Source organism: Streptomyces sp. CA-106110 (assembly GCF_050936285.1).
In the GTDB taxonomy this organism is placed as follows: domain Bacteria; phylum Actinomycetota; class Actinomycetes; order Streptomycetales; family Streptomycetaceae; genus Streptomyces.
This window is the reverse complement of record NZ_JBNJNB010000001.1, coordinates 5,282,100-5,308,443: the sequence shown is the minus strand read 5'-3', so window position 1 is coordinate 5,308,443 and position 26,344 is coordinate 5,282,100. Positions and strand designations below refer to the sequence as shown.

25 protein-coding genes and 1 tRNA gene are annotated in these 26,344 nt (G+C 68.5%); 14 read left to right on the top strand and 12 right to left on the bottom strand.

Annotation, left to right across the window (positions count from 1 at the left end; all coding sequences use genetic code 11):
- Positions 1 to 304: 304 nt before the first annotated feature.
- Complete coding sequence (locus ACQEXA_RS24350; RefSeq protein WP_432931380.1) at positions 305 to 1,321, bottom strand: DNA-directed RNA polymerase subunit alpha; 1,017 nt, start codon at positions 1,319 to 1,321, stop codon at positions 305 to 307.
- 268 nt (positions 1,322 to 1,589) lie between these two features.
- On the opposite strand from ACQEXA_RS24350, the gene ACQEXA_RS24345 reads away from it, so the two are divergent.
- Entirely contained in the window at positions 1,590 to 1,811 is a 222-nt protein-coding gene (locus ACQEXA_RS24345; RefSeq protein ID WP_432931382.1) for a hypothetical protein, read from the top strand.
- A 1,421-nt stretch (positions 1,812 to 3,232) separates the two neighbouring features.
- Here ACQEXA_RS24345 and ACQEXA_RS24340 read toward each other — a convergent pair.
- Complete coding sequence (locus tag ACQEXA_RS24340; protein WP_432931384.1) at positions 3,233 to 3,835, bottom strand: TIGR03086 family metal-binding protein; 603 nt, start codon at positions 3,833 to 3,835, stop codon at positions 3,233 to 3,235.
- 46 nt (positions 3,836 to 3,881) lie between these two features.
- Between ACQEXA_RS24340 and ACQEXA_RS24335 the strand changes: the two genes are divergently transcribed.
- Together ACQEXA_RS24335 and ACQEXA_RS24330 are read left to right on the top strand one after the other, a co-directional pair.
- Positions 3,882 to 4,694 (top strand): DUF6597 domain-containing transcriptional factor, encoded by an 813-nt coding sequence (locus ACQEXA_RS24335; RefSeq protein ID WP_432931386.1) that lies wholly within the window; start codon positions 3,882 to 3,884, stop codon positions 4,692 to 4,694.
- 723 nt (positions 4,695 to 5,417) lie between these two features.
- Positions 5,418 to 5,723, top strand: a complete 306-nt coding sequence (locus ACQEXA_RS24330) for a hypothetical protein (RefSeq protein ID WP_432931388.1) — start codon at positions 5,418 to 5,420, stop codon at positions 5,721 to 5,723.
- 447 nt (positions 5,724 to 6,170) lie between these two features.
- Here ACQEXA_RS24330 and ACQEXA_RS24325 read toward each other — a convergent pair whose 3' ends face one another.
- Entirely contained in the window at positions 6,171 to 6,458 is a 288-nt protein-coding gene (locus tag ACQEXA_RS24325) for a hypothetical protein (RefSeq protein ID WP_359409313.1), read from the bottom strand.
- 525 nt (positions 6,459 to 6,983) lie between these two features.
- Positions 6,984 to 7,409 (bottom strand): DUF5994 family protein, encoded by a 426-nt coding sequence (locus ACQEXA_RS24320; protein ID WP_433134606.1) that lies wholly within the window; start codon positions 7,407 to 7,409, stop codon positions 6,984 to 6,986.
- Positions 7,410 to 8,144: 735 nt separating this feature from the next.
- On the opposite strand from ACQEXA_RS24320, the gene ACQEXA_RS24315 reads away from it, so the two are divergent.
- The 3 genes from ACQEXA_RS24315 (at position 8,145) to ACQEXA_RS24305 (ending at position 10,748) form a co-directional block, all read left to right on the top strand.
- Positions 8,145 to 9,254, top strand: coding sequence for a PP2C family protein-serine/threonine phosphatase (locus ACQEXA_RS24315; RefSeq protein ID WP_433130996.1), 1,110 nt, complete (start codon positions 8,145 to 8,147; stop codon positions 9,252 to 9,254).
- 226 nt (positions 9,255 to 9,480) lie between these two features.
- Positions 9,481 to 10,647: a PP2C family protein-serine/threonine phosphatase gene (locus ACQEXA_RS24310; RefSeq protein WP_432931392.1), complete on the top strand. Its 1,167-nt coding sequence runs from the start codon at positions 9,481 to 9,483 to the stop codon at positions 10,645 to 10,647.
- 8 nt (positions 10,648 to 10,655) lie between these two features.
- A tRNA-OTHER gene (locus tag ACQEXA_RS24305) sits at positions 10,656 to 10,748 on the top strand.
- A gap of 586 nt (positions 10,749 to 11,334) precedes the next feature.
- Here the strand turns inward: ACQEXA_RS24305 and ACQEXA_RS24300 are convergent.
- From ACQEXA_RS24300 to ACQEXA_RS24285, 4 genes are all read right to left on the bottom strand, one after another.
- Complete coding sequence (locus ACQEXA_RS24300) at positions 11,335 to 12,144, bottom strand: M48 family metallopeptidase (protein ID WP_432931394.1); 810 nt, start codon at positions 12,142 to 12,144, stop codon at positions 11,335 to 11,337.
- The gene (locus tag ACQEXA_RS24295) at positions 12,081 to 12,635 is read right to left on the bottom strand and encodes a hypothetical protein (RefSeq protein ID WP_432931396.1); all 555 of its coding nucleotides are present in this window, start codon (positions 12,633 to 12,635) and stop codon (positions 12,081 to 12,083) included. Before ACQEXA_RS24295 ends, ACQEXA_RS24300 begins: the two co-directional genes overlap by 64 nt.
- A gap of 806 nt (positions 12,636 to 13,441) precedes the next feature.
- Positions 13,442 to 13,789: a carboxymuconolactone decarboxylase family protein gene (locus ACQEXA_RS24290; RefSeq protein WP_432931398.1), complete on the bottom strand. Its 348-nt coding sequence runs from the start codon at positions 13,787 to 13,789 to the stop codon at positions 13,442 to 13,444.
- A gap of 94 nt (positions 13,790 to 13,883) precedes the next feature.
- Entirely contained in the window at positions 13,884 to 14,672 is a 789-nt protein-coding gene (locus tag ACQEXA_RS24285; protein ID WP_433130994.1) for an SDR family NAD(P)-dependent oxidoreductase, read from the bottom strand.
- Positions 14,673 to 15,101: 429 nt separating this feature from the next.
- On the opposite strand from ACQEXA_RS24285, the gene ACQEXA_RS24280 reads away from it, so the two are divergent.
- Positions 15,102 to 16,016 carry a LysR family transcriptional regulator gene (locus ACQEXA_RS24280; RefSeq protein ID WP_433130993.1) on the top strand — a complete coding sequence of 305 codons (915 nt, stop codon included), beginning with the start codon at positions 15,102 to 15,104 and terminating at the stop codon, positions 16,014 to 16,016.
- Positions 16,017 to 16,349: 333 nt separating this feature from the next.
- Positions 16,350 to 16,823: a VOC family protein gene (locus ACQEXA_RS24275; protein ID WP_432931404.1), complete on the top strand. Its 474-nt coding sequence runs from the start codon at positions 16,350 to 16,352 to the stop codon at positions 16,821 to 16,823.
- Positions 16,824 to 16,883: 60 nt separating this feature from the next.
- Here ACQEXA_RS24275 and ACQEXA_RS24270 read toward each other — a convergent pair whose 3' ends face one another.
- The 4 genes from ACQEXA_RS24270 to ACQEXA_RS24255 all read right to left on the bottom strand — a co-directional run bounded on the left by ACQEXA_RS24270 (position 16,884) and on the right by ACQEXA_RS24255 (position 22,158).
- A complete protein-coding gene (locus ACQEXA_RS24270) occupies positions 16,884 to 18,017 on the bottom strand; it encodes a hypothetical protein (protein WP_433130991.1) in 1,134 nt (377 codons plus the stop codon).
- Positions 18,018 to 18,978: 961 nt separating this feature from the next.
- Positions 18,979 to 20,319, bottom strand: a complete 1,341-nt coding sequence (locus ACQEXA_RS24265; RefSeq protein WP_433130989.1) for a glycoside hydrolase family 3 N-terminal domain-containing protein — start codon at positions 20,317 to 20,319, stop codon at positions 18,979 to 18,981.
- Positions 20,320 to 20,667: 348 nt separating this feature from the next.
- The gene (locus ACQEXA_RS24260; RefSeq protein WP_433130986.1) at positions 20,668 to 21,135 is read right to left on the bottom strand and encodes a lamin tail domain-containing protein; all 468 of its coding nucleotides are present in this window, start codon (positions 21,133 to 21,135) and stop codon (positions 20,668 to 20,670) included.
- Positions 21,136 to 21,687: 552 nt separating this feature from the next.
- Positions 21,688 to 22,158, bottom strand: coding sequence for an ArsI/CadI family heavy metal resistance metalloenzyme (locus ACQEXA_RS24255; RefSeq protein WP_432931411.1), 471 nt, complete (start codon positions 22,156 to 22,158; stop codon positions 21,688 to 21,690).
- Positions 22,159 to 22,237: 79 nt separating this feature from the next.
- Between ACQEXA_RS24255 and ACQEXA_RS24250 the strand changes: the two genes are divergently transcribed.
- From ACQEXA_RS24250 to ACQEXA_RS24225, 6 genes are all read left to right on the top strand, one after another.
- On the top strand, positions 22,238 to 22,618 hold the full coding sequence (locus ACQEXA_RS24250) for an ArsR/SmtB family transcription factor (protein WP_432931413.1): 381 nt from the start codon (positions 22,238 to 22,240) through the stop codon (positions 22,616 to 22,618).
- Entirely contained in the window at positions 22,615 to 23,358 is a 744-nt protein-coding gene (locus ACQEXA_RS24245) for an aquaporin (RefSeq protein WP_433130984.1), read from the top strand. Before ACQEXA_RS24250 ends, ACQEXA_RS24245 begins: the two co-directional genes overlap by 4 nt.
- Positions 23,359 to 23,387: 29 nt before the next feature.
- Positions 23,388 to 23,807, top strand: a complete 420-nt coding sequence (locus tag ACQEXA_RS24240) for an arsenate reductase ArsC (protein ID WP_432931417.1) — start codon at positions 23,388 to 23,390, stop codon at positions 23,805 to 23,807.
- Between the two features lie 35 nt (positions 23,808 to 23,842).
- Positions 23,843 to 24,316: an N-acetyltransferase family protein gene (locus tag ACQEXA_RS24235; RefSeq protein WP_432939439.1), complete on the top strand. Its 474-nt coding sequence runs from the start codon at positions 23,843 to 23,845 to the stop codon at positions 24,314 to 24,316.
- Positions 24,317 to 24,425: 109 nt separating this feature from the next.
- Positions 24,426 to 24,992 carry a Chromate resistance protein ChrB gene (locus ACQEXA_RS24230; protein WP_432931419.1) on the top strand — a complete coding sequence of 189 codons (567 nt, stop codon included), beginning with the start codon at positions 24,426 to 24,428 and terminating at the stop codon, positions 24,990 to 24,992.
- The gene (locus tag ACQEXA_RS24225) at positions 24,989 to 26,170 is read left to right on the top strand and encodes an MFS transporter (protein WP_432931421.1); all 1,182 of its coding nucleotides are present in this window, start codon (positions 24,989 to 24,991) and stop codon (positions 26,168 to 26,170) included. The genes ACQEXA_RS24230 and ACQEXA_RS24225 overlap by 4 nt, the downstream gene beginning before the upstream one ends.
- Positions 26,171 to 26,344: the final 174 nt, after the last annotated feature.

Sequence of the window (26,344 nt, the reverse complement as noted above, 5' to 3'; positions counted from 1 at the left end):
TCTGCACCACGCCACCAGGCAAGATGTATCGAACGCCCCCTCGGAGTGATCTCCGAGGGGGCCGTTTCGTGCCCCGGGATACAAACCGGGGGGACGGCGCGTCGGGCGGCGTTCTCGGCCGCGCCCGGGGGCCAGAGGGTAAGACAGGGATGAGATGGCGGCCGCCTTCGCCATCTTGATCAGGCTCGAGGGGCTTGGGTCTCTGCATCTCCGCAGGTGGGCCCTCGAGGAGCCGGGTGCGGCCGGCCGGTGCTCATCGCCGGCACCCCTGCCTTCCTGGCTGCCCCGCGACCCGGCGCAGCGCTCAGTACTGCTCGGTCTCCATGAAACCCGTGCTCCCGTTATCGTCCGCGCCGAAGGCGGCGGCGGTCGGGTCGAATCCGGGCGGGCTGTCCTTCAGGGCCAGGCCCAGGCCGGCCAGCTTCGCCTTGACCTCGTCGATCGACTTCGCACCGAAGTTGCGGATGTCCATCAGGTCGGCCTCGGAGCGCGCCAGGAGCTCACCCACGGAGTGGATGCCCTCGCGCTTGAGGCAGTTGTAGGAGCGGACCGTGAGGTCCAACTCCTCGATCGGCAGCGCCAGGTCGGCGGCCAGGGCGGCGTCCGTGGGGGACGGGCCCATGTCAATGCCCTCGGCGTCGATGTTCAGCTCGCGGGCGAGACCGAACAGCTCGACCAAGGTCTTACCGGCGGAGGCCATGACATCCCGCGGACGCATCGCCTGCTTGGTCTCGACATCGACGATCAGCTTGTCGAAGTCGGTGCGCTGCTCGACACGCGTCGCCTCGACCTTGTAGGTGACCTTGAGAACCGGCGAGTAGATGGAGTCGACTGGGACGCGCCCGATCTCCTGGCCCACCTGCTTGTTCTGCACGGCGGAGACGTAGCCGCGACCGCGCTCCACGGTCAGCTCCATCTCCAGCTTGCCCTTGCCGTTGAGCGTGGCCAGGACGAGGTCGGGGTTGTGCACCTCGACACCGGCCGGGGGCGCGATGTCGGCGGCGGCGACCAGACCCGGGCCCTGCTTGCGCAGGTACATCACGACCGGCTCGTCGTGCTCCGAGGAGACGACCAGCTGCTTGATGTTGAGGATCAGGTCGGTGACGTCCTCCTTGACGCCCGGCACGGTGGTGAACTCGTGCAGGACGCCGTCGATGCGGATGCTGGTGACAGCAGCGCCGGGGATCGACGACAGGAGGGTGCGGCGCAGGGAGTTGCCGAGGGTGTAGCCGAAGCCCGGCTCCAGCGGCTCGATCACGAACCGGGAGCGGAACTCGTCGACGACCTCCTCGGTCAACGAGGGACGCTGAGCGATCAGCATGTGTGGATCAGATCCTTCAGTCGTGGGCGCCCGCCATTTGACGCCCGACCAAGCCGCACCCGGCAGGGTGCGGGTACTGCAAGGGTACGGGCGATACGACCCCTGATGGGGAGGTACCGCCCGAATCCTCAGGCGGCCCGTGCCTCAGACGCGGTGGTGCTTCGGCGGACGGCAGGCTCAGCTCTTGCAGGAGTGGAGTCCAACGATCAACTACTCCTGCCCCTGAGAGTCAGCCACCAGCGCAGTTCGTGTGTGCATACTGGGGGCGATGACAAAGCCTGCTGCACCGAAGCGCCATTTGCCTACCAGCCCCTTCAAGGCCCCGGTCACGCCGGCTCCTAAGCACTTCGCCGTGGGCGATCAAGTCACGCACGACACGTATGGCCTCGGCCGGGTGATCGGCATCGAGGACGGAATCGCGGCACTCATAGATTTCGGCTCGGCGCAAATGCGGATCTTGAGCCCGTACGCCAAGATGACCAAGCTGTAGGACCGCTGTGCCCGGTCACGGAACGCCAGGCCCCCACAGGGACCTGTAACGAAAGAGAGACATCTCATCGACCTGACGTCGCTGTTCTCCGCCCTGGAAGGGCAACCCCGCTGTGCCACTGCGGCATCGCCGCCTCCGACGACAAACCCCTTCCAGGCCCCGGACTTCGGGGAAGACGAGACTTTCCCCCTCGAGGATGCCCAGGACCCCGCCTCGGGCACGCATACGGCGCGACCCAAGGCGGCCTAGCTCCCACGAGTGCGGTGGTCCAGACAGCTGGCCGCGGGCCGTGTCCGGTGGTGCGGTGAGGAGTGCGGCCGGCTCAGTTCCCGTCTGATTCAGCTCCGTTCATCCTCGTTCAGCCGAGACCCTGTGCCGGGCCCTTCCCGTAGGCAAGCCGTCCACGAACGCAAGTGAACGCCCCTGCACACAGCCCAGCACCCCACCAACACAGTTGGAAAGCGTGTTGGCCGTTCCCGAGCGAAGCGAATTAGAGCCCCTGTGGGCCACGTGTGGGCCAGCCGAGGCACTCTCACCTCATTGCATGCCGTTTCAGCAGGTCACAGGCCCAGGAGCAGTGCAACGGCAGCGGTCTTGAAAACCGTACTCCGAGAAACCAGCCCCCGGCCAACAGCCGGTGAGGCCAAGCCCGCAGCGAAGAACCAGGCACAGCGAGTTACGGGTTCACCGCTCGGCGGCAGCATGGTCCTTGCACAGCATGTAGCAGCCTAGGGCTGGAGGAGCCCTTAAGCGACCCGGGGCTTGGAGCCACTTCCCTGCCAAGGGTTGAGGGCCACCGCTGGGAGCCACCTTGGGAGCCGGACCGCTCCCCGAGACCCCGCGACACCCCGTCATGCCAGCCCACTCCAACGGCCTGACCTGCACGATCGTCGATCGCCGGTACCGATCCCGCCCGAACCTCATTCGGGACGAAGAGGTCGTGGGTTCGAATCCTGCCGAGTGCACACAGACGAGAGGCCCTGGAGAGGTCCGGGGCCTCTCGCGTTTCCCTGCGGGCGAAGGGAAAAGGCCGTGCTCGCAAGCCGGGTGGGAGGCTGCTCCTCTTCGTGACGGAGGGTCCGCGGCGACACCGCCGGGCCCTCTCCGGGCCCTACGAGGGTGACAAACAACGGTCAACAACGACCAACCACGACCGCCCGATCGCAGGTCAGTGGGAGTCTGTGTCCCGTTTACCTGGGCAAAAAACCAGGCCCGCCAGACCCAGGGCAAGAAGACATCTCCTCCGCCCGCTATGGATGTCTGCGCCTGACTCTGCTTCCCCCAGGCCTCCCCCGACAGCAGGCGGCACACGGAAAGGTGCAGGCTGTAGTAGGGGTACTGAGCCCGCTGTAAATCTCCCGTGGTGCCTTAGCCGGGCCGTCTCCGGGCCGTTCGAGGGTGCAGCGGCTGCTTGCGCCCCTTCACATGTGGTCGGCTGGGCGCTTCCATGACGGATCACGGCCAGCCAGTCCCAGAGCGCGGTCAAACAGCGGCGCGGTCGGCGGCACGCTGACCTCAGGGCCGAACACCCCGTACTGCCTGGCCATCTCGGCCTTGCCGACGATGTCCTCGTACAGCGCTGCCGCGAGTTCGTCGTCCACGCTCAGCTTCTGCCCGGTGGCCACCGCCAGGTCCCAGCCGTGCAGCAGCCACTCGCCCAGCACGATCCCACCGATGAAGCGGGCCGGCATCCGCCCGCTCCCGGTCAGCGCCGTCTCGCCAGCCCATGCCTCCGGAGCACTCCAGACGGCGGCGGTCGCCGCCGACCGGGCGGCATACGCCTCGGCCCAATCCGGCTCCGCGGTGAAGTCATGCTCCTCCGCCACTTCGTTCGGAGCTTGCGGGGGCTGCTTCAGTCCCGCGGCGTGCCCCCGCACACCGGTGAAGAAGATCAGGTGATTCAGGAGCGCACCGACCTTCAGCTCCGGACAGGGTGTTCGCCCGTCGAACGCGTCCGGCCCGATCCCTCGGACGATGTCCACCGCCGATTCGGCGGCTCGGGCCATCACAGATCTCGTCTCCACGTCATCCCTTCCCCGCTTGCCGTCAGGCACGGTAGACAGGACGACGATGACGGGTATTGAACAAACGCGACAGCGGGCCATCCTCGACCCGCGCACCGCGGCTGAGCGGTTCCGACTCGACCACGAGCCGGCCCCAGCGGATCTGACCCCATTCGTGGACGGGTACTGGATCCTCCACTGGGACCTGACCGAACCACACCGGCAGCAAGTCCTCACTCACCCGGTGGTCCACCTCACCTTCACCACCGGCGGGCAGGCCCACATCACAGGCATCGTCAGCGACACGTTCACCCGAGAGATCTCTGGCACCGGCCGGGCACTCGGCCTGCGATTCCGACCCGGCGGCTTCCGCCCCTTCCTCACTGCCCCGGTGTCCACCCTCACCGACCGAGTCCTGGACATCGAAGAGATCTTCGGCCCGGCAGCGCGGGCAGCAGCAGACGCCATCATCACCGAACCCTGCGTGCCCACCGCGCTCCACCGCGCAGCCACGCTCCTGCGCGACTTCCGGCCCACGCCCGACCCTGCCATCGACAAGGCGGCCAGGCTGGTCGAAACGATCAGCACCGACCCTGCTGTTCTACGAGTGTCCCAGCTGGCCGCGATCGCCGACATGAGCGTGCGCCAGCTGCAGAGGCTGTTCGCCGAATACGTCGGCATCGGACCCAAGTGGGTGATCCGGCGAGCCCGCATGCAGGAAGCCGCCGCACGTGCGGCCACCGACCCGCAGGACTGGTCCGCTCTCGCCGCCGAACTGGGCTACGCCGATCAAGCACACTTCACCCGCGACTTCACCGCATCCATAGGCGCCTCCCCGGCGAAGTACGCGTCTTCAGCGGGACGCCGGAACGACTCCTGAAGTACCCGACCCTGCCCCGTTCACATAGAGTTACGGAGTAGAAGTTGTCCGTGCCCCAGCCGTGCCCGATCTCCCTCAGCTGGTGGACAGCGCCCGCTGACTTAATGAAGGTCATGGACTCCGCCGACCTCAGTTACTGTCTGGGGCCCGAGAGTCGGGCGCAGTGACGGGGGCCGCCGCTGTGTCGATACGCGAGAACTTCGCCAAGCTCTTCAAGACCACGACCAAGACTCCTGACGGCGACCCGTTCGTGGTAGAGCGCCCGTGCCAATGCTCGCCGGAGTGGCCCGGCTTGGAGACGACGGCGAACGGGCACATGCTTCCGGCTCAGCCCTCCAGCCGCTACAGCGTTCTCACGAACCCCGAGGTCGGTCCGTTCGTCGCACGCTGCACCGGTTGTCACGCTCGCTATCCCAACCCTTGGGTGATCCCGCAGGGCGCGCCGATGCCTTTCGACTGGGCTCGTGAGGCTCCGCCGACCGCGTAAGCGCCGAGCAGGCTCAGTATGGGGAGAGACGCACTCGCAGCCGGGAAGGCCGGGAGAAGGCCACGTGTGCCCCCTGCGTGCCCGATCGGACGGCCATAGGCGGGGAACAGCGGGGAACGTCGGCGAGTCGCTCGGAGACTCGCAGGTCAGCGTCTTGCCAGGTCAGCCCGATTCCAGTTACGCGATCTTCCAAACTAGGGTCCCCCCGCGCGTCATTCCACTGACAGGATCGGCTCATGACCGAATACGCCTGGCCCAACGATCCCTCCCCTGAACAAGTCCGCCGAGAGTGGTCAGCAACCGTGGCCGCGCTCCCCGTAGGCACCCGAATCACTGGTCAGGTCATCGGTCGCCAGCCCTTCGGAGTTTTCATTCGCATCGACGATGCGCCGAACGCGCTCGGGCTGGCAGATATTGGCTCCATGTCGTCCGGTGCAAGCCTTCCAGCGCTGGGAGCTCAGGTCAGTGGCGAGGTCGTTTGGCACACCGACCACAACCACCAGGTGAGGATCAGACTCAGCGAGTGGATCGATCACAACTGAGTCGGTCGTCGGTGCGCCTAGCCCCGGTGGGGGTGTTACAGCAGCGCGAGCCACGCGAATGTGCGCGTGGCGAGCAGTCGCTTTGAGGCGCAGCGATCATCGTGCAGGCGCCGCAGCGGGTCTTGCCATGTGGGGCAGGTGTGGGGCGACTGGTCGGTTCCAGCGTGGGAGTGCTAATCAGGCCGCGCCGCTGGCGCGGTCTGTAAAGCTGCTCGCTCATCCTCAACGTCCGGCGATGCGAAGCGAGTGAACCGCCACGGGACGGAGACGCCGCTGATTGGGCGGACACCGACGCCGTGGGATCCGGGGCGGCCTGTTGCCGCCGACGCTCCCTCGCCCGTCTGGGTAACTACGGTAGATTCCGGCAGTGCACCACCTACCACTGCGAAGCCTGATCTGGACGAGGGTGGGTGGCCAGCGGCTGCCTAACATTCGAGGACGATCCCTTTATTGGTCACCCTGAGTAGTCGATTCTGACTCTTCTTCCTCCTCCATGATGCGGATGCCGTCGTGAGTTAGCGAGACGGTGGCGGGGGTGTTGTGCGATGTCCAGTCGACGGTGATCAGTCCTTCGCCGACGAGGAAGGCGCAGGCCGCGGTGAGATCTTCGTCGGGTACGTGGAGCTCGTCGCGGAGTGTCGCTCCACCGACCTCGGGGCGATTGCATTCGACGGCTCCGTACAGAGATCGGAGAACCGCTTTGCGGTAGGCCTTGCGTTCACGGAGTGTCGTCATGGCTGTCGCTCCAGGGCTTGTGGCCGACGGTGCGGGCGACGTTGGGTTGGCGGCTTCGCGTTCTCACCGTCCGGTCACACCTCGTCACTGGGATCGTGTTCCGCGAAGGATGATGCGCTCGAGGTCAGCCAGGATCCTGCGGACTGCGCGGTATGAGCGGTGTCAATGATGAGGTGGAGACGGGTCGCCCCTTCGCGGCCGGCTGGGTAGCTGCGTTGTTCGGTCGAAGAGAAGCAGCAACGCAGTACTTGGGCGACGCGACGGGCGACCTCTGGCGTTGCTGCGATGATGCGGACCTCAGCATGGTCTGGGGAGGGCAAGGGTTCATGATCCATGGCGTACCTCCGGCAGGCGTGTTGAGGGCGCACAAGCAGTCACCGGAATTCTGGGGCCCGCGTGCCACTACGCCTCCACGCACGCCTCTTCCTGCACGTACGTCCCTTCTTGAAGCGTATGCCCACGCCTGTCGTCGCTGCTTTTTGGACCCGGGACCCCGCGCTGCGGCGTCCCGGTGGAGGACCGCCGTCACTCGGGCCGAAGCGGCATGCGGTGACGGTGGTGCACCGCTCTGAGCTGGTCGCTTGCCGACAGCAGGTCTTTCACGCGATTCCCGGTTGCCCTTCTGGCTTCCCGGCGGCTTCGCCGCTGAACCCGGCCTCGGCGAGAGCCAACATTTGCGGGGCTGTCAGGCGGATCTCGGGGTCGGTGGCGGCATCCAGCAGCCAGGGTGGCCGTTCCAAGAGGCTGAACGGGTGGGATGACCAGCAGTTGCCACCGATGCACGGTGCCGAGGTCCAGGACGATGGCATGCGCCTCGAAATCGACGTCTGTAAGGGCCACCTCGATCGCGTGGCCAGGCGTCATGACGGTACGAGGTGCGGCGGGCCAAGCGGCGGTGTCGATGGTGACGCGCGTGACGGTGCCGAATCCCGGGTCGAGCGAGCCGACCAGCGCGGGCAGCTCCAGTTCTAGCTGGTCGGGCCGTCGTACGTCGCCAGCAGTGGCCGTCGAACGATCTCGTGCCTCTGCCGACCTCGCCGAGGGCGGCGCTCACCAAGTCGGCCTGAGCTGCAAAAGTCTCATGGCGCGCACGTTCTTGGCCTGGGAACGAGGCTGATTGGACGGGATCTCCGACTGACGGTGCCCGGAGAGCCCGGCGGCGCACGCTTCCGGACTCCGCCGCGGCCGCGTAACACGTGAGCTGCTCCCTAAACTGGCCGCCGACCAGCTAGAACTCCGTCCATGGCCCGACACTCATGGCATCGCGCGGATCGCGATCCTGCACTTGTCCGGCCTGGGTAACAGAGCTCTAGGTGGTCTACCTGGGGCATCCATGGGGCGCCTTGGCAGTGAGCCACGAAACGTGCAGGCCAGCACCACGTAGCCGCGCGGCCTGTAAAGCTGCTGGACGGCCAGAGCGGGGGCGTATCCGGGCCGTCCGAGGGTGGTCAGCAGCAACTACAGCCCGTGGCGATGGCCCGCGCAGCCAGGCTCAAAGCTTCTCGGCCTGCTGACGGCCGGGCTCACCGTCTCTGCCACGGTCGGCGAGTCCAGCATCGCCTGAGCTCTGCACCCGATCATCGTTCGTGTATAGCCGCCCTTGGGCCTACAACATCATGGAGCGAGCTGTGACTCCCCGCTCGTATCGTGAAAAGAGGCAGAGCTGCGGGGCAAGGCAGGGAAGTCATGAAGGTACCGGCGGTCGACTACGCGGCGGTGTTCCGGGCACTTCCCGGGGCGGTGGCGCTGGTGACTCCAGAGCTGATTTACGCGGACGCCAACGCGGAGTTCTTGCGCTTCCGGGGCGTCACCCGCGAGCAAGTGGTCGGTTGCTTCGTGCCCGAGGACCACCCCGAAAAGGACCCCGCCGAGCCTCTCCTACTCAAAGTTCTGGCGTCACTGCGCCGCACGGCGGACACAGGCGAGCGCAGCATTGTGGCGCTGCAGCGCTACGACACGGAGGACCCCGACCAGCCCGGACTGTGGCAAGAGCGGTACTTCAACATGACCAACGTTCCCGTGCTCGGACCTGACGGGCGGGTGACGCTACTGCTGCACCGGGTGGAGGACGTCACCGAACTCATCCGCGCCCGTGAAGTCGCGCTGACCTTGCAAGAAGCCATGCTGCCCGCTCCCCGCCCGGTCGGCCGGCATCCGGCAGCCGTGCGCTACCGACCCGCGGCCGAAGCGCTGAATGTGGCCGGCGACTGGTACGACCTGATCGACCTGCCCGGCGATCGCATCGCCGTCGCCGTCGGCGACGTCGTCGGCCACGGCCTACCCGCGGCCGGCGTCATGGGACAACTGCGCAGCGCCCTTAGCGCCGCCTGCCTCGTCGCCGAGGGCCCCGCCCGCGCCCTGGAAGTCCTCGGGCTGTACGCCCGCACCGTCGACGGCGCCGAGAACACCACCGTGGCCACGGCATTCATCGACTGGGAGACCCGCACGATCACCTACAGCTGCGCCGGCCACCCGCCACCCGTGCTTATGCAGAGGGACGGAACCGTCGAGTTCCTGGACCAGGCCACCGACCCGCCACTGGCTGCCCGCCCTCAACACGGCCCCCGGATCCAGGCGGCCGCAGCGTTCCGCGAGAGCGCCGTCCTCGTGCTTTACACCGACGGTCTGATCGAACGCCGCGGCGAAGCCATCGACACGGGCCTCGCCCGGCTCGCCGACGCCCTGGCCCGCCACCAGGCCGACGATCCCGAAGCCCTCGCCGACGCCGTACTCACCGACCTGCTCCCATCCGGTGACGCCACCGACGACACCGCCCTGGTCATCGTGCGCCTGTGAACCCGGCCCGTTTGTACCTCGCCAACGGCATTGAATCGCTTGGACACGAGCGGCGGCACGCCACGGCGCCCGGGGCAGACCTGGGGCAGCGATGTTCTGCGACGGTGTTTCCACTGGTGGTAGGCAGGTAGCCGCGCGGTCTGTAAATGGGCTGGGTCGGTCTCCGCGCTGTCCAGGGCGGCGGGCTGGGGTGGAGCCGTGGGTTTCAGCGAGGCAGGCTTGTTGCATGAGGTCGCCCTTGCGATCACCCTCGGTGCCAGGAGCAGGCGGTCATAACCGGGTCCTCTTCACGCTGATGCAGTGCGTGCCCTTCTTGATCGCGCTGACCGTGCTGGTCATCGAGCTCACGCCTGCGCATTTCATCTACACCGGTCCCTTTCTCACTGCGATGCCGGCCCTGGCGGCAGTGACGTTGGGGCCCAAGGGGACCACCGCGGCGTCGGCCCTCGCGTTGGCGATCAGTGTGACCACCGCGACGTACAACGGGGCGTGGGGCACTCTGCAGGTCTACAGCAACTTCCTGGCTCTGATCCTGGTTTCCGTGGCTGGGTTCATCACCAGCCGCGCCATGCAGGAGCGCAGGCAGAGAGAGCTAGACCAGGTCCGAAGCATCGCCGTGGCAGCCCAGGAAGTCGTGCTGCGGCCCGTGCCCGCGCACCTGGGCCCACTGCGGGCCGGCAGCCTGTGCCTCGCGGCTGGGACGGGGGCACGTGTGGGCGGTGATCTGTACGAGGCCGTGCAGACGCGGTACGGCGTCCGGATGATCGTCGGAGACGTCCGGGGCAAAGGACTGTCCGCAGTGCGAGCCGTCGCAGTGGCACTGGGCGCGTTCCGGGAAACCGTGCACTATGAGGACGACCTGGTAGAGGTCATGAACCGCTGCGCGGCTGCGCTGCGACGGGAAGGCGCCGTCCCGGGTGCATATGGTCAGGAGGTTCTGCTGGAAGGGTTCACCACGGCCCTCATCGCGCAGGTACCGGACGAACCCGTGGTGCAGCTGGTCAACCGTGGACATCCACCACCGCTGCTGCTGCACCAGGGCAGAGCTTCACCACTCATGCCGAGTTTGCCGTCGCCGCCTCTCGGCCTCGAGGACCTCATCACCGACCTCCCCGAGAAGCCTGAAAGCTATGCGTTCCTCCCCGGTGACCGTCTGCTGCTGTACACCGACGGTGTGATCGAGGCCCGCAACCGCGAAGGCGAATTCTTCGCTCTGCCGGAGGCCGTGGAGGGGATGGGTGTCGGCTCGAGCCCACTAGAACGCCTGGAGCAACTGCACCAGGCGTTGATCCGTCACACAGGCGGCGACCTGGCGGACGATGTGGCGATGATCCTGGCCGACCGGTGCGACGGCCTACCAGAATCACGTTCCGGTGGGGCAGGCGTGGGGTGACCGTCGCGGGCGGCTGGGAATCCGCAGCTTGGCGGTCGTCCTCCGTGCGGTCTGTAAATCTGCCGGCTCAGCCTTCCCAGGTTCGAATCCTGGCGCCGCCACGCTAGTGGGAATCGGCCCCCGACCAGCAAGTCTGGTCGGGGGCCGCTCTCGTTCTCGGCTCACGTGAGTTCTCACCGTTCCCCCCGTCCGTTCCGGCACGGTCGTGGCACGTCCGGTAACCTTGATCACTGGCCGGCTGGCTGCCTGGGCCGCGCCAGGGAAGTGCGTGTTTGTGCGACTCATCGCCGTTGACAGCAGTGGTCGTGCCCGCCAGGGGGACTCGATCACCCTCCGTACCCGTACTCGGCGACCCCGACGACAACCGGTGGTGCCAGTTCTTTCGCCACTCCCGCGCCTGACCGGTGAGGTCGGGTATCCGGACCCCGTCGTATGTGCCATCGGCAGACAGTCGCACTGACGGCTTTCGATCAAGTGCTTGCTGGCGGTGAGGCGGCGAGTAAGGACCGTGCCCGGCTCACCGTGTCCTGGTGGAAGTGGTGAGCCAAGGCTCTCCCGTGCGGCGGCCTGGCGTAGCTGGCCCTGTCATCTGCGTGGATGTCCGGGCCAGTTGTCGTCGACTGTCGACGTCGGTTCGCTTCGCGGCCCGGTGTCGGTCCTGGCTTCGGGACAGGGCCTAGCCGTGGCCTAGCCGTCGAAGCCGTCTCGGACAATGCGGCGGGCCACCGCGACGCGGGCCCCGGCGAGTTCGGCGGTGATCCGCCGTTGCCGTTCGTCGTCCGTCGCCACGGCAGCGGGTGCGGGCGGGCCGGCGAGCAGACACGTGCGTCTGAGGTGTGTCGGCGGGTGGGTCGCGTCGACGCTGTGCCCGCGCCGAACGCCGACACGTCGCTGCCGCTCGTACTCGTACTCGGGGATCGATGCCGTGTGTGCTCTGAGTCGCTCCCAGATCTCCTCCGGCTTGGCCTCGACCGCGCGGGCGCCGCGCGGTCCGGCGAGGGCGGTCTGGCCGGCCTCCCGCCGGAGGGCGACGGCGGCGGAATCCGTGACCAGCAGCCGGTCCATCAGGCCCACCGCCGCCTCGGTGGACGCCGCGCAGGCGGCCTCGCGGTCGGCAAGGTACTCGGCTCGCTGGGCGGCCCGCAGCGTCAGGTGATCCAACAGCGTCAGCACGCCCTGGAGGAACAGCCGGGGCACGATGTAGAGCAGGTTGACGAGCATTTCGACGGCGGACGGCTTGGCTATCGGGGTGAAGTAGTAGTGCCAGGTGGTCAGCGAGCGGTACGCCGTCGACAGCACCAGACCTTGGCGTGTGTCGCCGTTGCTGTAGTGGGCGAGTTCGTGGCCGAGCAGTGCGATCCTCTGCTGCGGCGTGAGGATCTCCCACGGGGGCAGCCCCAGCGTCAGCAGTCGCCGCCCGCGTACGCCATGGGTCATGACGCTCGCGTTGACCTTCGCGTCGACCCTGATCTCGTCGACACCGTGGGTGCCGACCACCCGGGCGACTCGTCGACCAGCGCGTAGAGCTCGGGCGCATCGCCACGGTGCAGTTCCGAGTCTGTCTTGGGCAACCGCGCGACCCGCGGTCTGAAGGGCCATGCGACCCCGAGGAGGAGCAGTCCCAGCACCATGCCCATGCCGCCCCATCCGCGCACCAGCCACCAGAGCCCGCCGAAGACGAGGGCCACGGTGACGCCGTGTACGGCGAGTGCGATGGCGAAGGCGAGCAGCGAGGAGGCGTCGCGCCGGGCGCGCAGGCTCCCGCCGGCCGTCACCTCCGCCAGGAGCTTCTCGCCGTGCCGTCGCGACAGGGCACGCCGCGCCCTGTCCAGCCGGTTCTGCTCCTGGTGCGGCGTTTCCGGGTCCACGTTCCAGTCACAGACCGCGCACCAAGCGACGTATCTGCTGTCCGCGCGGATCTCCGCCCCACACTCCGGGCACGACCGAGAAATCTCCTTGGCGGTGCGCACGGCTGCGCCCTCCCCCATCCCCGTGACCCCTCCCCGGAAGCCTGTCCATGAGACTCCGAGTCGATCATCGGAGGCCGCCTACGTAAAGGCCGATCGTGGCCGTCAGGTCCGTCCGTGATTCAAACGAAACCGTCCAGCTCAAGTGGGTGATCGGGGCCGTCTCGCCCGTTGCTCGGCCGCGTTGCCGAGCCGTCTCCGCAACGCTCGCGTCAGCTGCCTGCGGCGGTGCCGCCCCCGCGGCGTAGACGTGCCAGGTGCCGACAAGTTCCCCGCCAGGCCCGGCTACGGCTGGTGGTGGTGCTTACGCACGACCGGCGGCAGCACGCTCGGCTTCGTAGCACAGTCCGCATGTCATTCGTCTGGCTTCGGGCATGGGGGTGGAGGAGCCGGGCGGGCCGGGAAGCGGGTCGCTGGTGACATGCAGGTGCCCGCCACAGATCCCGGCCCCGCACCGAGCGCAAGCGGCTACAGCAATAGGCGCGTCTGGTGGGACGGTCGAAGCACGGCTCTCGGCAACGCAGTCAAAGCAATGCATGACGGCTTGCCTTTCTGGGTCATGAAGCCTTGCCGATCCCAATATCCTAGGCTCGACTCCTCTAGGGCGCGCTTTAGGTCTGTCTTTGAGAAGTCACGGACCGTTGTCCGAATTGGGGAAGGTCCGATCTCCAACCACTGGAAGCCACTGGAAGTAAGACCCCGAGAGGTTTCAGAACGCTCTGCAAGTCCTGACCCCTCTTGTTCAAGCCCTGCTGCAGCACAACCAGGTCACCGACCTGGTGAATGCGTCCCCGCCCCCACGTGCTCGAGGCGAGGTCGGAAAGGGCTCACTGGGCACTGCCCTGCTCGGCCTGGTCGAAGAACTTCATGGCCATGAAGCCGTGCGCATAGCTGCCACCCGCGCGCAGTGCCGCGGCGATCATGACGGTCTCCGCCAGTTCCTGCTGGGTCGCGCCCGCGGAATGCGCGGCCTTGGTGTGTGCCTCGATGCAGTACGCGCACTGGGTGGTCAGTGCCACGGCCACGGCCATGAGTTCGGTGTACTTGGGGGCGATGGCCTTGTTGGTGCCGCGCAGGACCTGTGTGTCCCAGGCCATGAACGTCTTGAAGGCATCGGGGGCGCCGGCGCGTATGTGCTTGGCGTACTGGTGGTCGGTGTGCTCGTGGTAGGACACGATGCGCTCCTGTGATGTCGGCCGACGGGGTGCGGGACGTGGTGGCGTCCCACAGTCGGGTGGGTGTGTGGGGGAGTGGGCGGGTGACGGCCGGTCAGTAGATGTTGCGTCCGGCCCTGACGCCGCCGTCGACGTCCCAGGTGGCGCCGGTGACCCAGGCGGCCTGGTCCGACAGGAGGAAGGCCACGGCGGGAGCGACGTCGTCAGGGGTTCCGACGCGGCCGAGAGGGTGGAAGCTGTTGAACCCGTCGAGCGTGGAGTCGATTTCGTCCTTGGGGATGAACGCCTCGTAGATGGGGGTCCGGACCACGGCAGGGGCCACGGTGTTGACCCGGATGCCGTACGGGGCGAGTTCCATGGCCAGGTGCTGGGTCAGGGAGTGCAGGCCGGCCTTGGCCACGGAGTACGCCGAGGACGGTGTCGCGGCCATGGCCTGGTGCGCCAGCATGCCGCCGATGTTGACGATGACTCCCTTGTTGCCGCGGGCGATCATGTTGCCGGCGACGGTCTGGGTCACGAAGTAGAAGGCTCGGGTGATGGCCTGGTAGCGGTCGTAGTCGTCCTGGGTGTGCTCCAGGAAGGACTTGGGTTCGAAGACACCGGCGGCGTTGACGAGCAGGGTGGCGTCGGCGTGCTGCTCGGTCAGTTCGTCGCGCAGGCGTTCCACCGCGGCGCGGTCGAACAGGTCGGCGGCCAGGCCGACGGCGTTTCCGAATTCGGCCAGCTGGGCCGTGGCCTTGGCGGCGCTGGTCTGGCTCCGGCCGGTGACGACGGCGCTGCCGCCGCCCTGAAGGACACGGCGGGCGGAAGCCAGCCCGATACCGCTGGTACCGCCGATGACGATGACCTTCTGCCCGGTGAAGTCGGGAGTGTTGCTGGGCATGCGTGTGCTCCTCGATGCGTGTTCTGCACGGATCGCAGCGAGCCGTACGGGCTCGCGCTTGGGTGTTTTTGGATAACCGGATAAAAGGGGGATGTGGAAATGACGTACGCCCAGAGGTAGTGGGCGAGTGCTCATCCTGAGCGCCGTAGATTCGCTTTGTGCTTGTGATGCGCAAGCGCCATGTCGAAGGTGGCCGAGTCACTTATGAAGAGCGTGAAGCTCTGCATACCGGACACCGGGTCGCCGGATGAGTGTCGGATGAATTGAAGAGGGTTTGGCTCGGGTGACGGACCGGGTCTTCGGTATTAACTGATCCCCGAATGTCCGGGAACGTCTCAGACTGTAGGGCGCTCCATGCGGCTCCGGTAGAGGATCGGGGTGAATGCGGGTATAACGGGTCGCTATACCGCAGAGACGAGAATCGTCATCGTGAACATCGAAGTGTTGCGCTACGCCCAGGCCGTCTCCCGCACGAAGTCCTTCAGCGCCGCCGCGCGGGCTTACGGGGTGACGCAGCCGGCCCTGTCGAACGGCGTGGCACGGCTGGAGGAGGAGCTCGGCGTCAAGCTCTTCGATCGCTCACCGCGCGGAGTCAAGCCCACCGCACATGGCGCGCGGATCCTGCCGCTCATCGACGACGTCCTCGACGACCTCGACACTCTTCTCGCCGAGACCCAGCGGCTGGCCCGTCCGGTCACCGAAGCGATCCGCATGGGCGTGTCACCCCTGATCGGGGCCGACCTGGTCGCCCGGGCGTTCCAGGCCGCCCGTGGCCTGACGCGTCCACGCGACCTGGTCCTGCGGGAGGCGGATCTCGAGCCCCTGACCAGCGACCTCCAGGCAGGCCGCCTGGACATCGTCCTCGTCCCGGCTGTGGCGGGGATGCCCACGTTCCGGCACCGCGTCATCGCCCGCGAACCGGTGGTCGTGATCGACTCGGCCGCCTCCGGGGACGGCAGCCCGGTCGAACTCAAGGCCGTGGCCGACGCCGCCTACATCCTCGGGCCCAGTACCTGCGGACTGACCACCTTCACCACCGAGCTCTTCCAAAGCGACGACCTGGCGCTGCGTACGTACCCCGGCGAAGCCGCCAGTCTCCGGGCGGTGGACGAGTGGGCGGCGATAGGCCTGGGGGCGGCACTCCTGCCCCGCTCCAAGGTCACACACGAGCACACGAGCTGCCGCCCCCTCCTCCAGGCGGGGAAACCCGTCGAGATCGCCTACGAGGCCGTCTGGGACTGCGACACCCCACTCGGAGCTGACCTGGAGGAATTGGTCAGGGCGCTCACCGCGGCCGGAGAGATCCCAGCCCCGCAGGTCGGGTCCGCTCCCGCGACGCCGTGATGAGTGAGGCCTCCACCGGACGCACGCGCCTCGGCACAGCGGCCCGAGCGACGCGGTGCCGAGCACGGAAGGATGGGGCTGTTCCTTCCGCATGCGCACCAGCCTCGCTCGGGGCAGACTGGCATGGCGCTTATCGGCCGCCTCCCTGAGCTCCTGAGCTCCCCTTACGAGTGCCCGTGCCCGATTCCGGGCGTCCTGCAGCTCTTCGGCTGCGGCAGTTGACGGAGACGTCGACGCCGTCGATTTCACAGGTGACGCATCGAGTCCCAGGTCTCCACCTGCTCCACCGATATCGCGTTCTCTCGGAATTCGATTCCATGAAGGTGAAAAGAGATGGATCTGAAGCTCGAAGCCATCGTGCTGCCCGTCTCCGACGTCGATCGGGCCAAGAACTTCTACGAGGCGGCGGGATTCCGCTTGGACGTCGACAACACGTTCAGTGACGACTACCGGTTGGTGCACTTCACGCCGCCCGGCTCCGCGTGCTCGATCCTCTTCGGCAAGGGCATGATCTCCGCCGACCCCGGCTCCGCCCAGGGCCTGTACCTCATCGTCTCGGATGTCGAACAGGCGCGCGCGGAGCTCGTCGGCCGCGGCATCGACGTGAGCGAGGTGTTCCACGACGCCGGAGGACTTCTCCACCATGGCCACGAGTCCGGAGACGCCGTCCACCGCGGCGCAGGCCAGGAGCGGATCGCCGGCCCGCACCCCGACCGCACCTCCTATGCCTCCTACGCCACCTTCAGCGACCCGGACGGCAACGGTTGGGTGCTTCAGGAGATCACGGAACGCCAGCCCGGCCGCTGACATTTCGCCAGGTGGCACGGCACGGGCTGCGCCGATGCCCCCGCTCAAGCGTCCATCTAGTCAGCGCAGCCCGGGACGGCGCCGGGGGGGCCGGCAGTTGTCGGGTGTGTTGCCGACGATGGAGCTACCCGCCAGGTCGACGGTGCTGCCGGGATTCTCGAAGATGCCGCCGCCTTCAAGCACCGCGCTGTTGTCCAGCACGGAGCTGCTGGTGAGGGTCGCGGTGCCCGCGCCGTTGTAGAGCCCGCCACCCCGGGAGTCGGCAGCGGTGACCTTGTTGGCCGCGAGGCTGGAGGAGTTGACGTCAAGTGTGGCGAAGTTGCGGATCCCACCGCCTTCGTCGGCTGCGCTGTTCCCGGTGATGGTGCTGGAGTTGACGGTCAGCGAGCCGGCGAGGTTGAAGACATCGCCGCCGACGTCGGCGGTGTTGTTCTGCACGCTGCTGCTGATCGTCCCGGTGCCGAGGTCATAGAGACCGCCTCCCTCGGCATGGGCGGAGTTGTTCCGCACGTAGCTGGACTGCAGGAGCAGGGTGCCGAGATTGTGGATGCCGCCGCCGTGGTGGGCCTCGTTGCCCGACACGATCGTGGAGCGGACGGTGACGCTGCCGCCGAGGGTGTACAGGCCTCCGCCGCCCCAGTTGACGGCGTTGTTCCTGACGATGCTGCTGGAGATCATGGTGCTGCTGCCGCCGAAGGACGCGACGGCGCCGCCCTCGTGAGCGGTGTTGCCGGTCAGGATGCTGTTGTTGACGGAGAGGACGCGGCTGGCGTTGACGAGGACGGCGCCGCCGTACTCGTCACCGAGGTGTCCGTTGCGCAGGGTGACGCGGTTGAGGGTGAGCTCGCCCTCCGTGCCGCCGACTTCGAAGATGCGGAAGTTCGGGGTGAGGGGTGCGGCGGCGCGTTCGATGACGGAGTTGGAGCCGTTGATGGTGATGGGCTCGGTGATCACCGGTAGCCCGTTCGGTCCGCTGCCGCCGGTGGGAGGCTCGATCTTGTCGAGGGAGTAGACGCAGTTCGGCGCCAGGCCGATGGTGCCGCCGCCCGCCAGATCGGCGGTGTCGATGGCGGCTACGAGGGCGGCTTCGTCGCAGGTGATCGGTGCGGCGTAGGCGGGGGCGGGGAGGACGGCCAGCCCGAGGGCCAGCGTCATGGCGGCGAGTGTGCCGCCGGCTTTGGGCGCGAAGTGCATGGAAGAGTCCATACGGCCGTGGGGGAGCCCGGTTGGATCCCACCGATGAATCGGGGGATCTCCTCGCGTCCGAACGCTATGGGAGGTGTTCTACGGGGAGCCGGTTGCCCCGACGACGGCCGGACGCTGACCCTCTGACGGCGTATCAGATCTCACCCGCCTGGTGATCTTGGCGCCTGATGGCCACCTCGTTGATCAAGGTTGGGAGTAGAGAGGTGACTCACGTCAAGCACTGGGCGCCGCCCGTGATCTGTACGTGAGTCGTACGTCAGCTCGGGTCTGGATCCCTGGAGCAGGCGTAGACCGGTGGCCGGGGGGCCGGTGACGTGTGCCTGCGTCTGGGTGTCGGGCTCCTCGGCCTCTATGAGCGTCCGGCCGACATGGCCGGACGACCGGGGGCCGAGGGCGTTGTAAAAGCAGGTCAAGGCCCATCTCAAGGTGGCGCCTGGCGCGCATGCGCGGCTGCCGTGAAGGGTGTGACCCGGATGTGACGTACGCAAGTGGTCGGCTTCACGGGAGCGTTGGTCCTGCAACCATCTGCCGTCACCCGTGACACCCCAGCCGCACAGACCGCTGAAGAGAGTGACCCCGGGCGGGGTCTGGCGCCTGGACTCCGGGGGGAGGCCGGCGCCGTCGTGCGGGGTCAGGCTCGTCCCCCTCGTGGTGGGCCTGCCCCCGCACGCGAGCCGAAGGCCGGCCTGGGCGCCCCACACGTGGCAGGGCGCCCAGGCCTATGTCGCGGTGTCGCCGACCTCAGCTTCGGTCCGCCGCCGCTCCGGTCGAACCGGCCACATCCCTCTCGTCCCAGGCCACCAGAGCGGCGTGCTCCCGGCACACGCTCAGATCGTGCAGGCTGTGCGCGGTGCCGAGGGCGGATCCCCCGACCCGTGTGCCGGGTTCGCGCCGGAGCCAGGCAGGGAACGCAGGGAGTCACCGGGCAAGGGGTGCGATCGGCTCTCGCTCAGGAGCAGAGATTCACGTGCCGGACGGCCAGGACGTGCCCCGCCGCCTCGATGAGGCGGCTGCGGGCGAGGTGTCCGCCGGCCACCGCATTGGTGATCGCCGTGGCGATCGAGGACGCTTGGGAGCTGACATTGGTCCCCAGGTCGAACATGACCATGTCGGCACCGGAGCGCAGTGCCTGGACGGCGGCGGAGGAGACGCTGAAGCCGGCGGCGGAGATCGCCTTGGCGCTGAGCGAGTCGGTGACCACCAGCCCCTTGAAGCCCAGCTTGCCGCGCAGCTCGTAGCTGATGGCGGTGGGGGACAGGCTGGCCGGATTGGTGCCGAGGCCCGGCACGATGTTGTTGGAGACCATGATCGCCGGGGCGCCGGCCTTGATGGCCGCTGTGAACGGCGGGAGGCCCACCTTCTGCAGGGTGGACCAGGGCAGGGTGCGGGCGGGGCCGAAGTCGGAGTTGTAGGTGGAGCCACCGAGGCCCGGGAAGTGCTTGACGACGGGTATCACGTGTCCGTCGCGCAACCCGTTCATGTACGCGACACCGTCCTTGGAGACCACCGAGGTGTTGCCGCTGAAGGACCGCCATCCGTCGGGGTTGGTCCGGCCGGGGGCCACGTTCCTGCCGTCGACGTCGACCACCGGCGCGAGGTCCATGTTCACCTGGGCGGCGGCCATCTTGGCGGCGACCTTGGCGACGTTCTGCTGGATCTGGGCCGGGGTCCAGTGCGCGCCCATGTATGAGGGCCAGGGCAGGTTTCCGACGAGGTTCGACATGCGCTGGATGCCGCCGCCCTCCTCGTCGGTCATCACCAGCAGGCCCAGGCGGCCGGGTACATGGGACTTCAGGGTGGTCAGCCGGGAGCCGAGATCGGACGGCGCCTTGCTGCCGAACAGCAGCACACCACCCGCACCGGCGCTCACCTCGGAGGTGACGTCGGACACCGAGGTCTCCGACACCGGGACGGCGATGGTCAGCATGGCCAGCCGGCGGTTCGACCACGCGGTCAGCTTCGTGGTGTTGGTGCACGCGGTGGCGGTGGCGGCGAGGTCCGGAGCGAGGGACGAGGGGGAGAGGGAAGAAGCGCCGGACGGGGCGAGGGAGGAGGGCACGCCGGACGGGGCGAGAGCCGAAGAAGAGTGGGAAGGTGCGGCGGGCGGGGCGAGGGACACGTCGGGGCCACTGGGGTGCGGGGCCGCCTTGGGGGTGCCCGTGCCACAGCCCGCCAGGAGCACTGCCGCCACGGCGGCAGCGGCGCTCAGTCTGCGTGTGGTCGTGGCCCGGCCGGGGAGCCGCGGCGGCACTGTCGCGCTTCTGCGGTCACGGTACGACGGGGGATTCATCGCCTGGCCTCCTTTCGGGAGGCGCGACGGTTCCCGTCGCGCCCAGGGCCGTATGAGCATGAGGTGGGCTTCACGAAGCGTGAGATGCGCACCGGCCCGCATTTGTTCGCTGATCAGCGCTCGGCCTACCAGGATCGCGCCTCGCGGAGTCGGCCGGAAGCCCAGCCGATGTGAGGGGGGCCACTCAGGGCTTGCCTCGACCGTGTAGGTTTGCAAGGCGCCTCTGCCGTTCTTCGCCAATGCGTCGGCGGTGCGCCGCGCCCGCGAGGGGCTGCGGCGCACCGCCGGATGGAGTGTGCGCGGCGCCGGCCCCCGGGTGGGGCCGGTCACCTACGCGCAGACGGATGGTCAGCGGTGTCGGCGGCCCCAGGAGGCGATGTCGATGGTGCGGCCGTGGTCGTTGCGCAGGATGGCGGTGTCGGAGTGGTTGTCCCACGCGTAGTGGCGGCGGTCCTGGGAGAGGTCGGTGCGGGTGTCGTGGCCGATGCCGGTGTGGACGCGGACCGTGGCGCGGGCGCCCAGGCGGTAGTGGTGGAAGGTGTAGGTGTGGTGGTCGCGGCCCGACAGCGTCCATCCGCCGAGGTTGACCGCGTGGCGGGTGGTGTTGGTGATCTCCACCCATTCGCGGTTCAGGGAGCGGTTGGAGCCGGCCTCATGGCCGGGGGAGTCGTACTGCACCCAGCTGATCCGCACGTCGGGCCGGTGCTGCGGGGCCGGGTGGCCGGCGGCAGACGCGGGCAGTGCCGCCACCCCGCCCAGAGCGGCGGTGGTGAGGACAACGGCGGCCAGACAGCGGGCAGTCGTGGAAGTGGACACAGGTTCCCCCTGCATGGTGCGGGCACGCCGTGCGCGGCAAGGCCGCGCACGGACTGTGCGATGTACGGGTGCGTGGCCGGGATGGCCGCGCCCTCACACCGTGCCGCCCGGGTGCGCGAGATGTGCGTGAAACGTGAACCGTGTTACGTAATGCCCATATCCTTATGATGTTTGCCTGTATCGACCATTTATTCGGCGAGCGCGCCAGGTTGACGCCACGTCGAGTCAACCGCCCTTGCCGCCTCTGGCCTGCGGCACTCGTGCGCCACGGTCCGCCACCCCGGCCTCGTTCCAGGCGTCACCCGAAAGTGAGTAACGGCCAGTCGGACCGTGCTGACCTGGGCGAAGGAGCCTTCCTGGCGTCCGAGGCCGACCTGCCGGCCCGGGGCGTGGGCGGTCAGTGAATGACGCGCAAGGTCCGGTGGTCGGTACGTCCGCGGCCTTGCAGCCGTGCGGCCGACGGCAGTGGCGAGCGTCCGGCCGGTACGTCTCCGGCCATGCGGCCATGCGGTCCTCGGTAGCCGGCGAGCGTCGCTCGAACCGGCCGTCGATTCACTGGCCGCAGGCGCATCCCGTCGCTGCCGTGTCCTCGGTGGCCTGGCTGGTGCAGCAGTCGTCGCCCGTGGACGCGGGATCGGCGCTCTTGCCGAGGGTGTCGGCGTCGCCCTTGACGACGTAGACCTCCCAGGGCTCCTGGCCGGGTCCGTGGACCCACACCTTGTCCTGCAGGGCGTAGCAGCAGGAGGTGTCGTTCTCCTCGAAGGTCGCGAGGCCTGCGTCCTTCAGGCGACCGGTGGCCGCGTTGACCTGCTCGGTGGACTCGACCTCGACGCCGAGGTGGTCCAGGCGGGTCTCCTGGCCGGGCTCGCCCTCGATCAGGACGAGCTTGAGCGGGGGTTCGGCGATGGCGAAGTTGGCGTAGCCCTCGCGCCGCTTGGTGGGCTCGGTGCCGAAGAGCTTCGAGTAGAAGGTGATCGACGCTTCGAGGTCGCTGACACGCAGCGCGAGCTGAGCACGGGACATGGCAGGGCTCCCATCGGCTTGCATTGATGTATGTCGATGCAAGCTTGCAGCTTGGATCGAAGGATGTCAACATAGACGTATGTCGAAGCAAGAGCTTGTGATGCTCGGGCAGAGCGATGAGACCGGCGCGTGCTGCCCGGGGCTGACGGCCGCGCCCCTGGACGAGGACCAGGCCGCCGAACTGGCGAAGCTGTTCAAGGCACTGGGCGACCCCGTACGGCTTCGTCTGCTGTCGTTGATCGCTTCACGGGCGGGCGGCGAGGTCTGCGTGTGTGACCTGACCCCGGCCTTCGACCTGTCCCAGCCGACGATCTCGCATCACCTGAAGCTGCTGCGTCAGGCGGGTCTGATCGACTGCGAGCGCCGGGGCACCTGGGTCTACTACTGGGCGCTGCCCGCCACGCTCGACCGGCTCGCCGTGTTCCTCAAGACGTCGCAGACGGCCGAGGTGCCCGCGTGAGCATCTCGCTCGGGCGTAGGGCCCTCGCCGAGGCCGTGGGGTCGGCCGCCCTGGTCGCGGTGGTCGTCGGCTCCGGGATCCAGGCCACCGGACTGACCCGCGACGTCGGTCTGCAACTGCTGGTCAACTCACTGGCCACGGTTTTCGGGTTGGGCGTGCTCATCGTGCTGCTCGCGCCCGTCTCCGGCGCCCATTTCAACCCGGTCGTCACGCTCGCGGCCTGGTTCACCGACCGCCGCGGCGAGGGCGGGCTGACCGTACGGGACGTGGTCGCGTACGTTCCGGCGCAGATCGCGGGAGCGGTCGCCGGTGCCGTCGTGGCTGACGCGATGTTCGGCAAGCCGCTCGTGCGGTGGTCCAGCCATGATCGCTTCGCCGGTCACCTGTGGCTGGGCGAGGTCGTCGCGACCGCCGGACTCGTCCTGCTGATCTTCGGGCTGGCCCGTGCCGGTCGCGCCCACTTCGGCCCCGTCGCGGTGGCCTCCTACATCGGCGCGGCGTACTGGTTCACGTCCTCCACCTCGTTCGCCAACCCGGCGGTCACCATCGGCCGGACCTTCACCGACACCTTTGCCGGCATCGCCCCCGGCTCGCTCGGGCCCTTCATCGCCGCGCAACTGCTCGGCGCCGCGCTGGGCCTGGGGCTGGTGATCGCGCTGTTCGGACGCCCGGCACCCGCGCAGACCAGCACCGCCCCACTCCAGGGCGAACCCGGACTCGCCGCCCCCACACTCCCCTGACCGGCCTCCGCCCAGAAGGACACCCCGCCATGAACACTCCCGCCGCCGAGCGCCCCTCCGTGCTGTTCGTCTGCGTCCACAACGCCGGGCGCTCCCAGATGGCCGCCGCGTTCCTCGCTCACCTCGCGAGCGACCGCGTTCAGGTGCGCTCCGCCGGGTCCGCGCCTGCCGACACGGTCAACCCGGCCGTCGTCCGAGCGATGTCGGAGGTGGGCGTCGACATCTCGGCCGAGGTGCCCAAGGTGCTGACCGCTGAGGCCGTCCAGGCGTCCGACGTGGTCATCACGATGGGCTGCGGCGACACCTGCCCGGTCTTCCCCGGCAAGCGCTACCTCGACTGGGAGCTCCCCGACCCGGCCGGACAGGGCGTCGAAGCCGTCCGCCCCATTCGCGACGAGATCGAGAAGCGTGTCCGCGGCCTCCTCGACGAGATCGCTCCAGCGGAGTGAGCGTGAGGACGGCAAGCGGGGTTCGCATCGTGGCCATGGGCCTCGAACACGCCGATGAGGTCCTGACGATCTACCAACTCGGCATCGACGAGGGCAACGCCACCTTCGAGACCACCGCGCCCACCTGGGAGCACTTCGACGCCGCCAAGCTGCCACAGCACCGGCACGTCGCCGTCGACGAGGCGGGCAAGGTACTGGGCTGGGTCGCTGCCGTGCCGGTGTCCGACCGATGCGCGTATGCCGGCGTCGTCGAACACTCGGTGTACGTGCACCCCGAGGCCCGCGGCCGGGGAGTCGGTTCGGCACTCCTGCGGGCGCTGATCGGCTCGACCGAGGCTGCGGGCGTCTGGACGATCCAGTCCGGCATCTTCCCCGAGAACACCAGCAGCCTCGCCCTGCACCAGAAGGCGGGATTCCGCGTCATCGGGACACGCGAACGCATCGGACAGCACCACGGCACATGGCGAGACGTCACCCTCGTCGAACGCCGCAGCTCTGTCATCGCATGACCCGTGACACGAATCTGCGCCGACCGGGGCCGCTGCTCGCGACCGGGCTGCCGAGTTCCTGAGCGAGCGATCGCAGACCTGGGTGGTAACAACGGTTACATTTTATGGTGTGTCGAACAATGGATCCGTCAGTCGCTGGCTTGTCCTCCTGATCAAAGTGGCCGCTGAGCCGTCCCGGCACCGGGTCGCGGTCTGGCGCGAGCTGCGGAAGGTCGGCGCGCTCTCCCTGGGCCAGGGCGTGTGGGCCGTACCGGACGTGCCTGTCTTCGCGGACGGCGTCTCCCGGGTGATCGCCCTGACCGAACAGTCCGACGGACAGGCGGTGACCCTCTCCGCCTCCGGGCGCGGTCCTGAGGACGCCGCGCGCCTCCAGGCGCAGTTCACCGCCGCCCGGTCCGCGGACTGGGCGGAGTTCCTGGCCGACTGCGGGAAGTACGAGGCGGAGCTGGCGAAGGAGATCCGCATCGCCAAGTTCACCCTCGCCGAACTGGAAGAGGAGGAGCAGTCCCTCGGGCGGCTGCGGCGCTGGCACCGCGATCTGACGGCCCGGGACGTGTTCGGCGCCCCGGAGGCAGCGGAGGCCGGCAGGCGGCTCAAGGAGTGCGCCGCAGCCTGCGAGGACTATGCGGAACGCGTGTTCGCGGCCCTGCACCAAGCGCCGGAGGAGAACCTGTGAGCCGGGCGGCGCCGGTGCGCCCGGCACCGGCCCGGCAGACATGGCCGCTGTACGGGGCCGGGTTCACGACCGCCTTTGGTGCACACGGCATCGCCGCGAGTCTGGGCGGCTTCTCGGAGGACGCGGTCACCTCGCTGATGGTGCTGGGCGGGCTCCTCGCCCTGTACGACGGTGCGGAAGTCCTCCTCAAGCCGCTGTTCGGCACACTCGCAGACCGCATCGGCGCCCGCCCCGTGCTGATCGGCGGGCTCATAGCCTTCTCGGCCGCCTCCGGACTGTACGTCGTCGCCGACAGCCCCGGCTGGCTCTGGGCGGCCCGCCTCGGCCAGGGCGCAGCGGCCTCCGCGTTCTCCCCGTCCGCCTCCGCCCTGGTGGCCCGGCTCAACCCGGCGGCCAAGCATGGCCGGGCCTTCGGCAGTTACGGCTTCTACAAGTCCATCGGCTACACCCTCGGCCCGCTGCTCGGCGGTGTGCTCGTCTGGGCGGGCGGTCTGCGGCTGCTGTTCGCCGTACTGGCCGTGCTCGGCGCGGCGGTCGCCGCCTGGGCCGCACTCGCCGTACCCGTCGTCCCCCCGTTGCCGAAGGTCCGGCAGACCGTGCTGGACCTGGCCCGGCGCCTGGCCGACCCCGCCTTCCTCGCCCCGACCTCCGCGCTGGCCGCCGCGACCGCGGCTCTGTCGGTCGGCGTCGGCTTCCTGCCCGTCTCCGGCAGGGCGGCCGGGCTGGGCACCGTCGCCACGGGTGCCGCCGTGTCCGTGCTCGCCGCCTGCGCGGCCGTCGTACAGCCAAGGGCCGGGCGCGCCCTCGACGAGGGACGTCTCACCGCCCGCTCCGGCATGGTCGCCGGGCTGCTGGTCACCGCTGCCGGACTGGCCTGTGCCACACTGCCCGGTGTGGCCGGCGTCCTGCTGGGCGCGGCTCTGACCGGCGCCGGAACCGGCCTGATCACCCCGCTGGGCTTCGCCGCGCTGGCCGCGAGCACCCCCACGGAACGTCTCGGCCAGACCACGGGCGCCGCCGAGCTCGGTCGCGAACTCGGGGATGCGGGCGGTCCCCTCCTTGTCGCGGCCGTCGCTTCGGCCGCCACCCTCGCCTACGGCTACGCGGCGCTCGTGGTTCTCCTGTCGGCGGGGGCCGTCGTCCTGTCGGCAAGGGCACCCAGGAGCGCGAGCACGTAGAGCCGGCGGGTTGGCCCGTCAGCGCACGGCGGGCCGGGCCTGCGAGGAGGGGGCGGGGCCCTGGCCTGGCGTGCGCGTCCTGGCGAGTCCCTTCACCTCAGCAGCCCCGCAGCTACGCCAGCTGTGCCCGCTCCGTCGGCTGCGCCCTCAGGCCCGAATCCGATGCCCGAATCC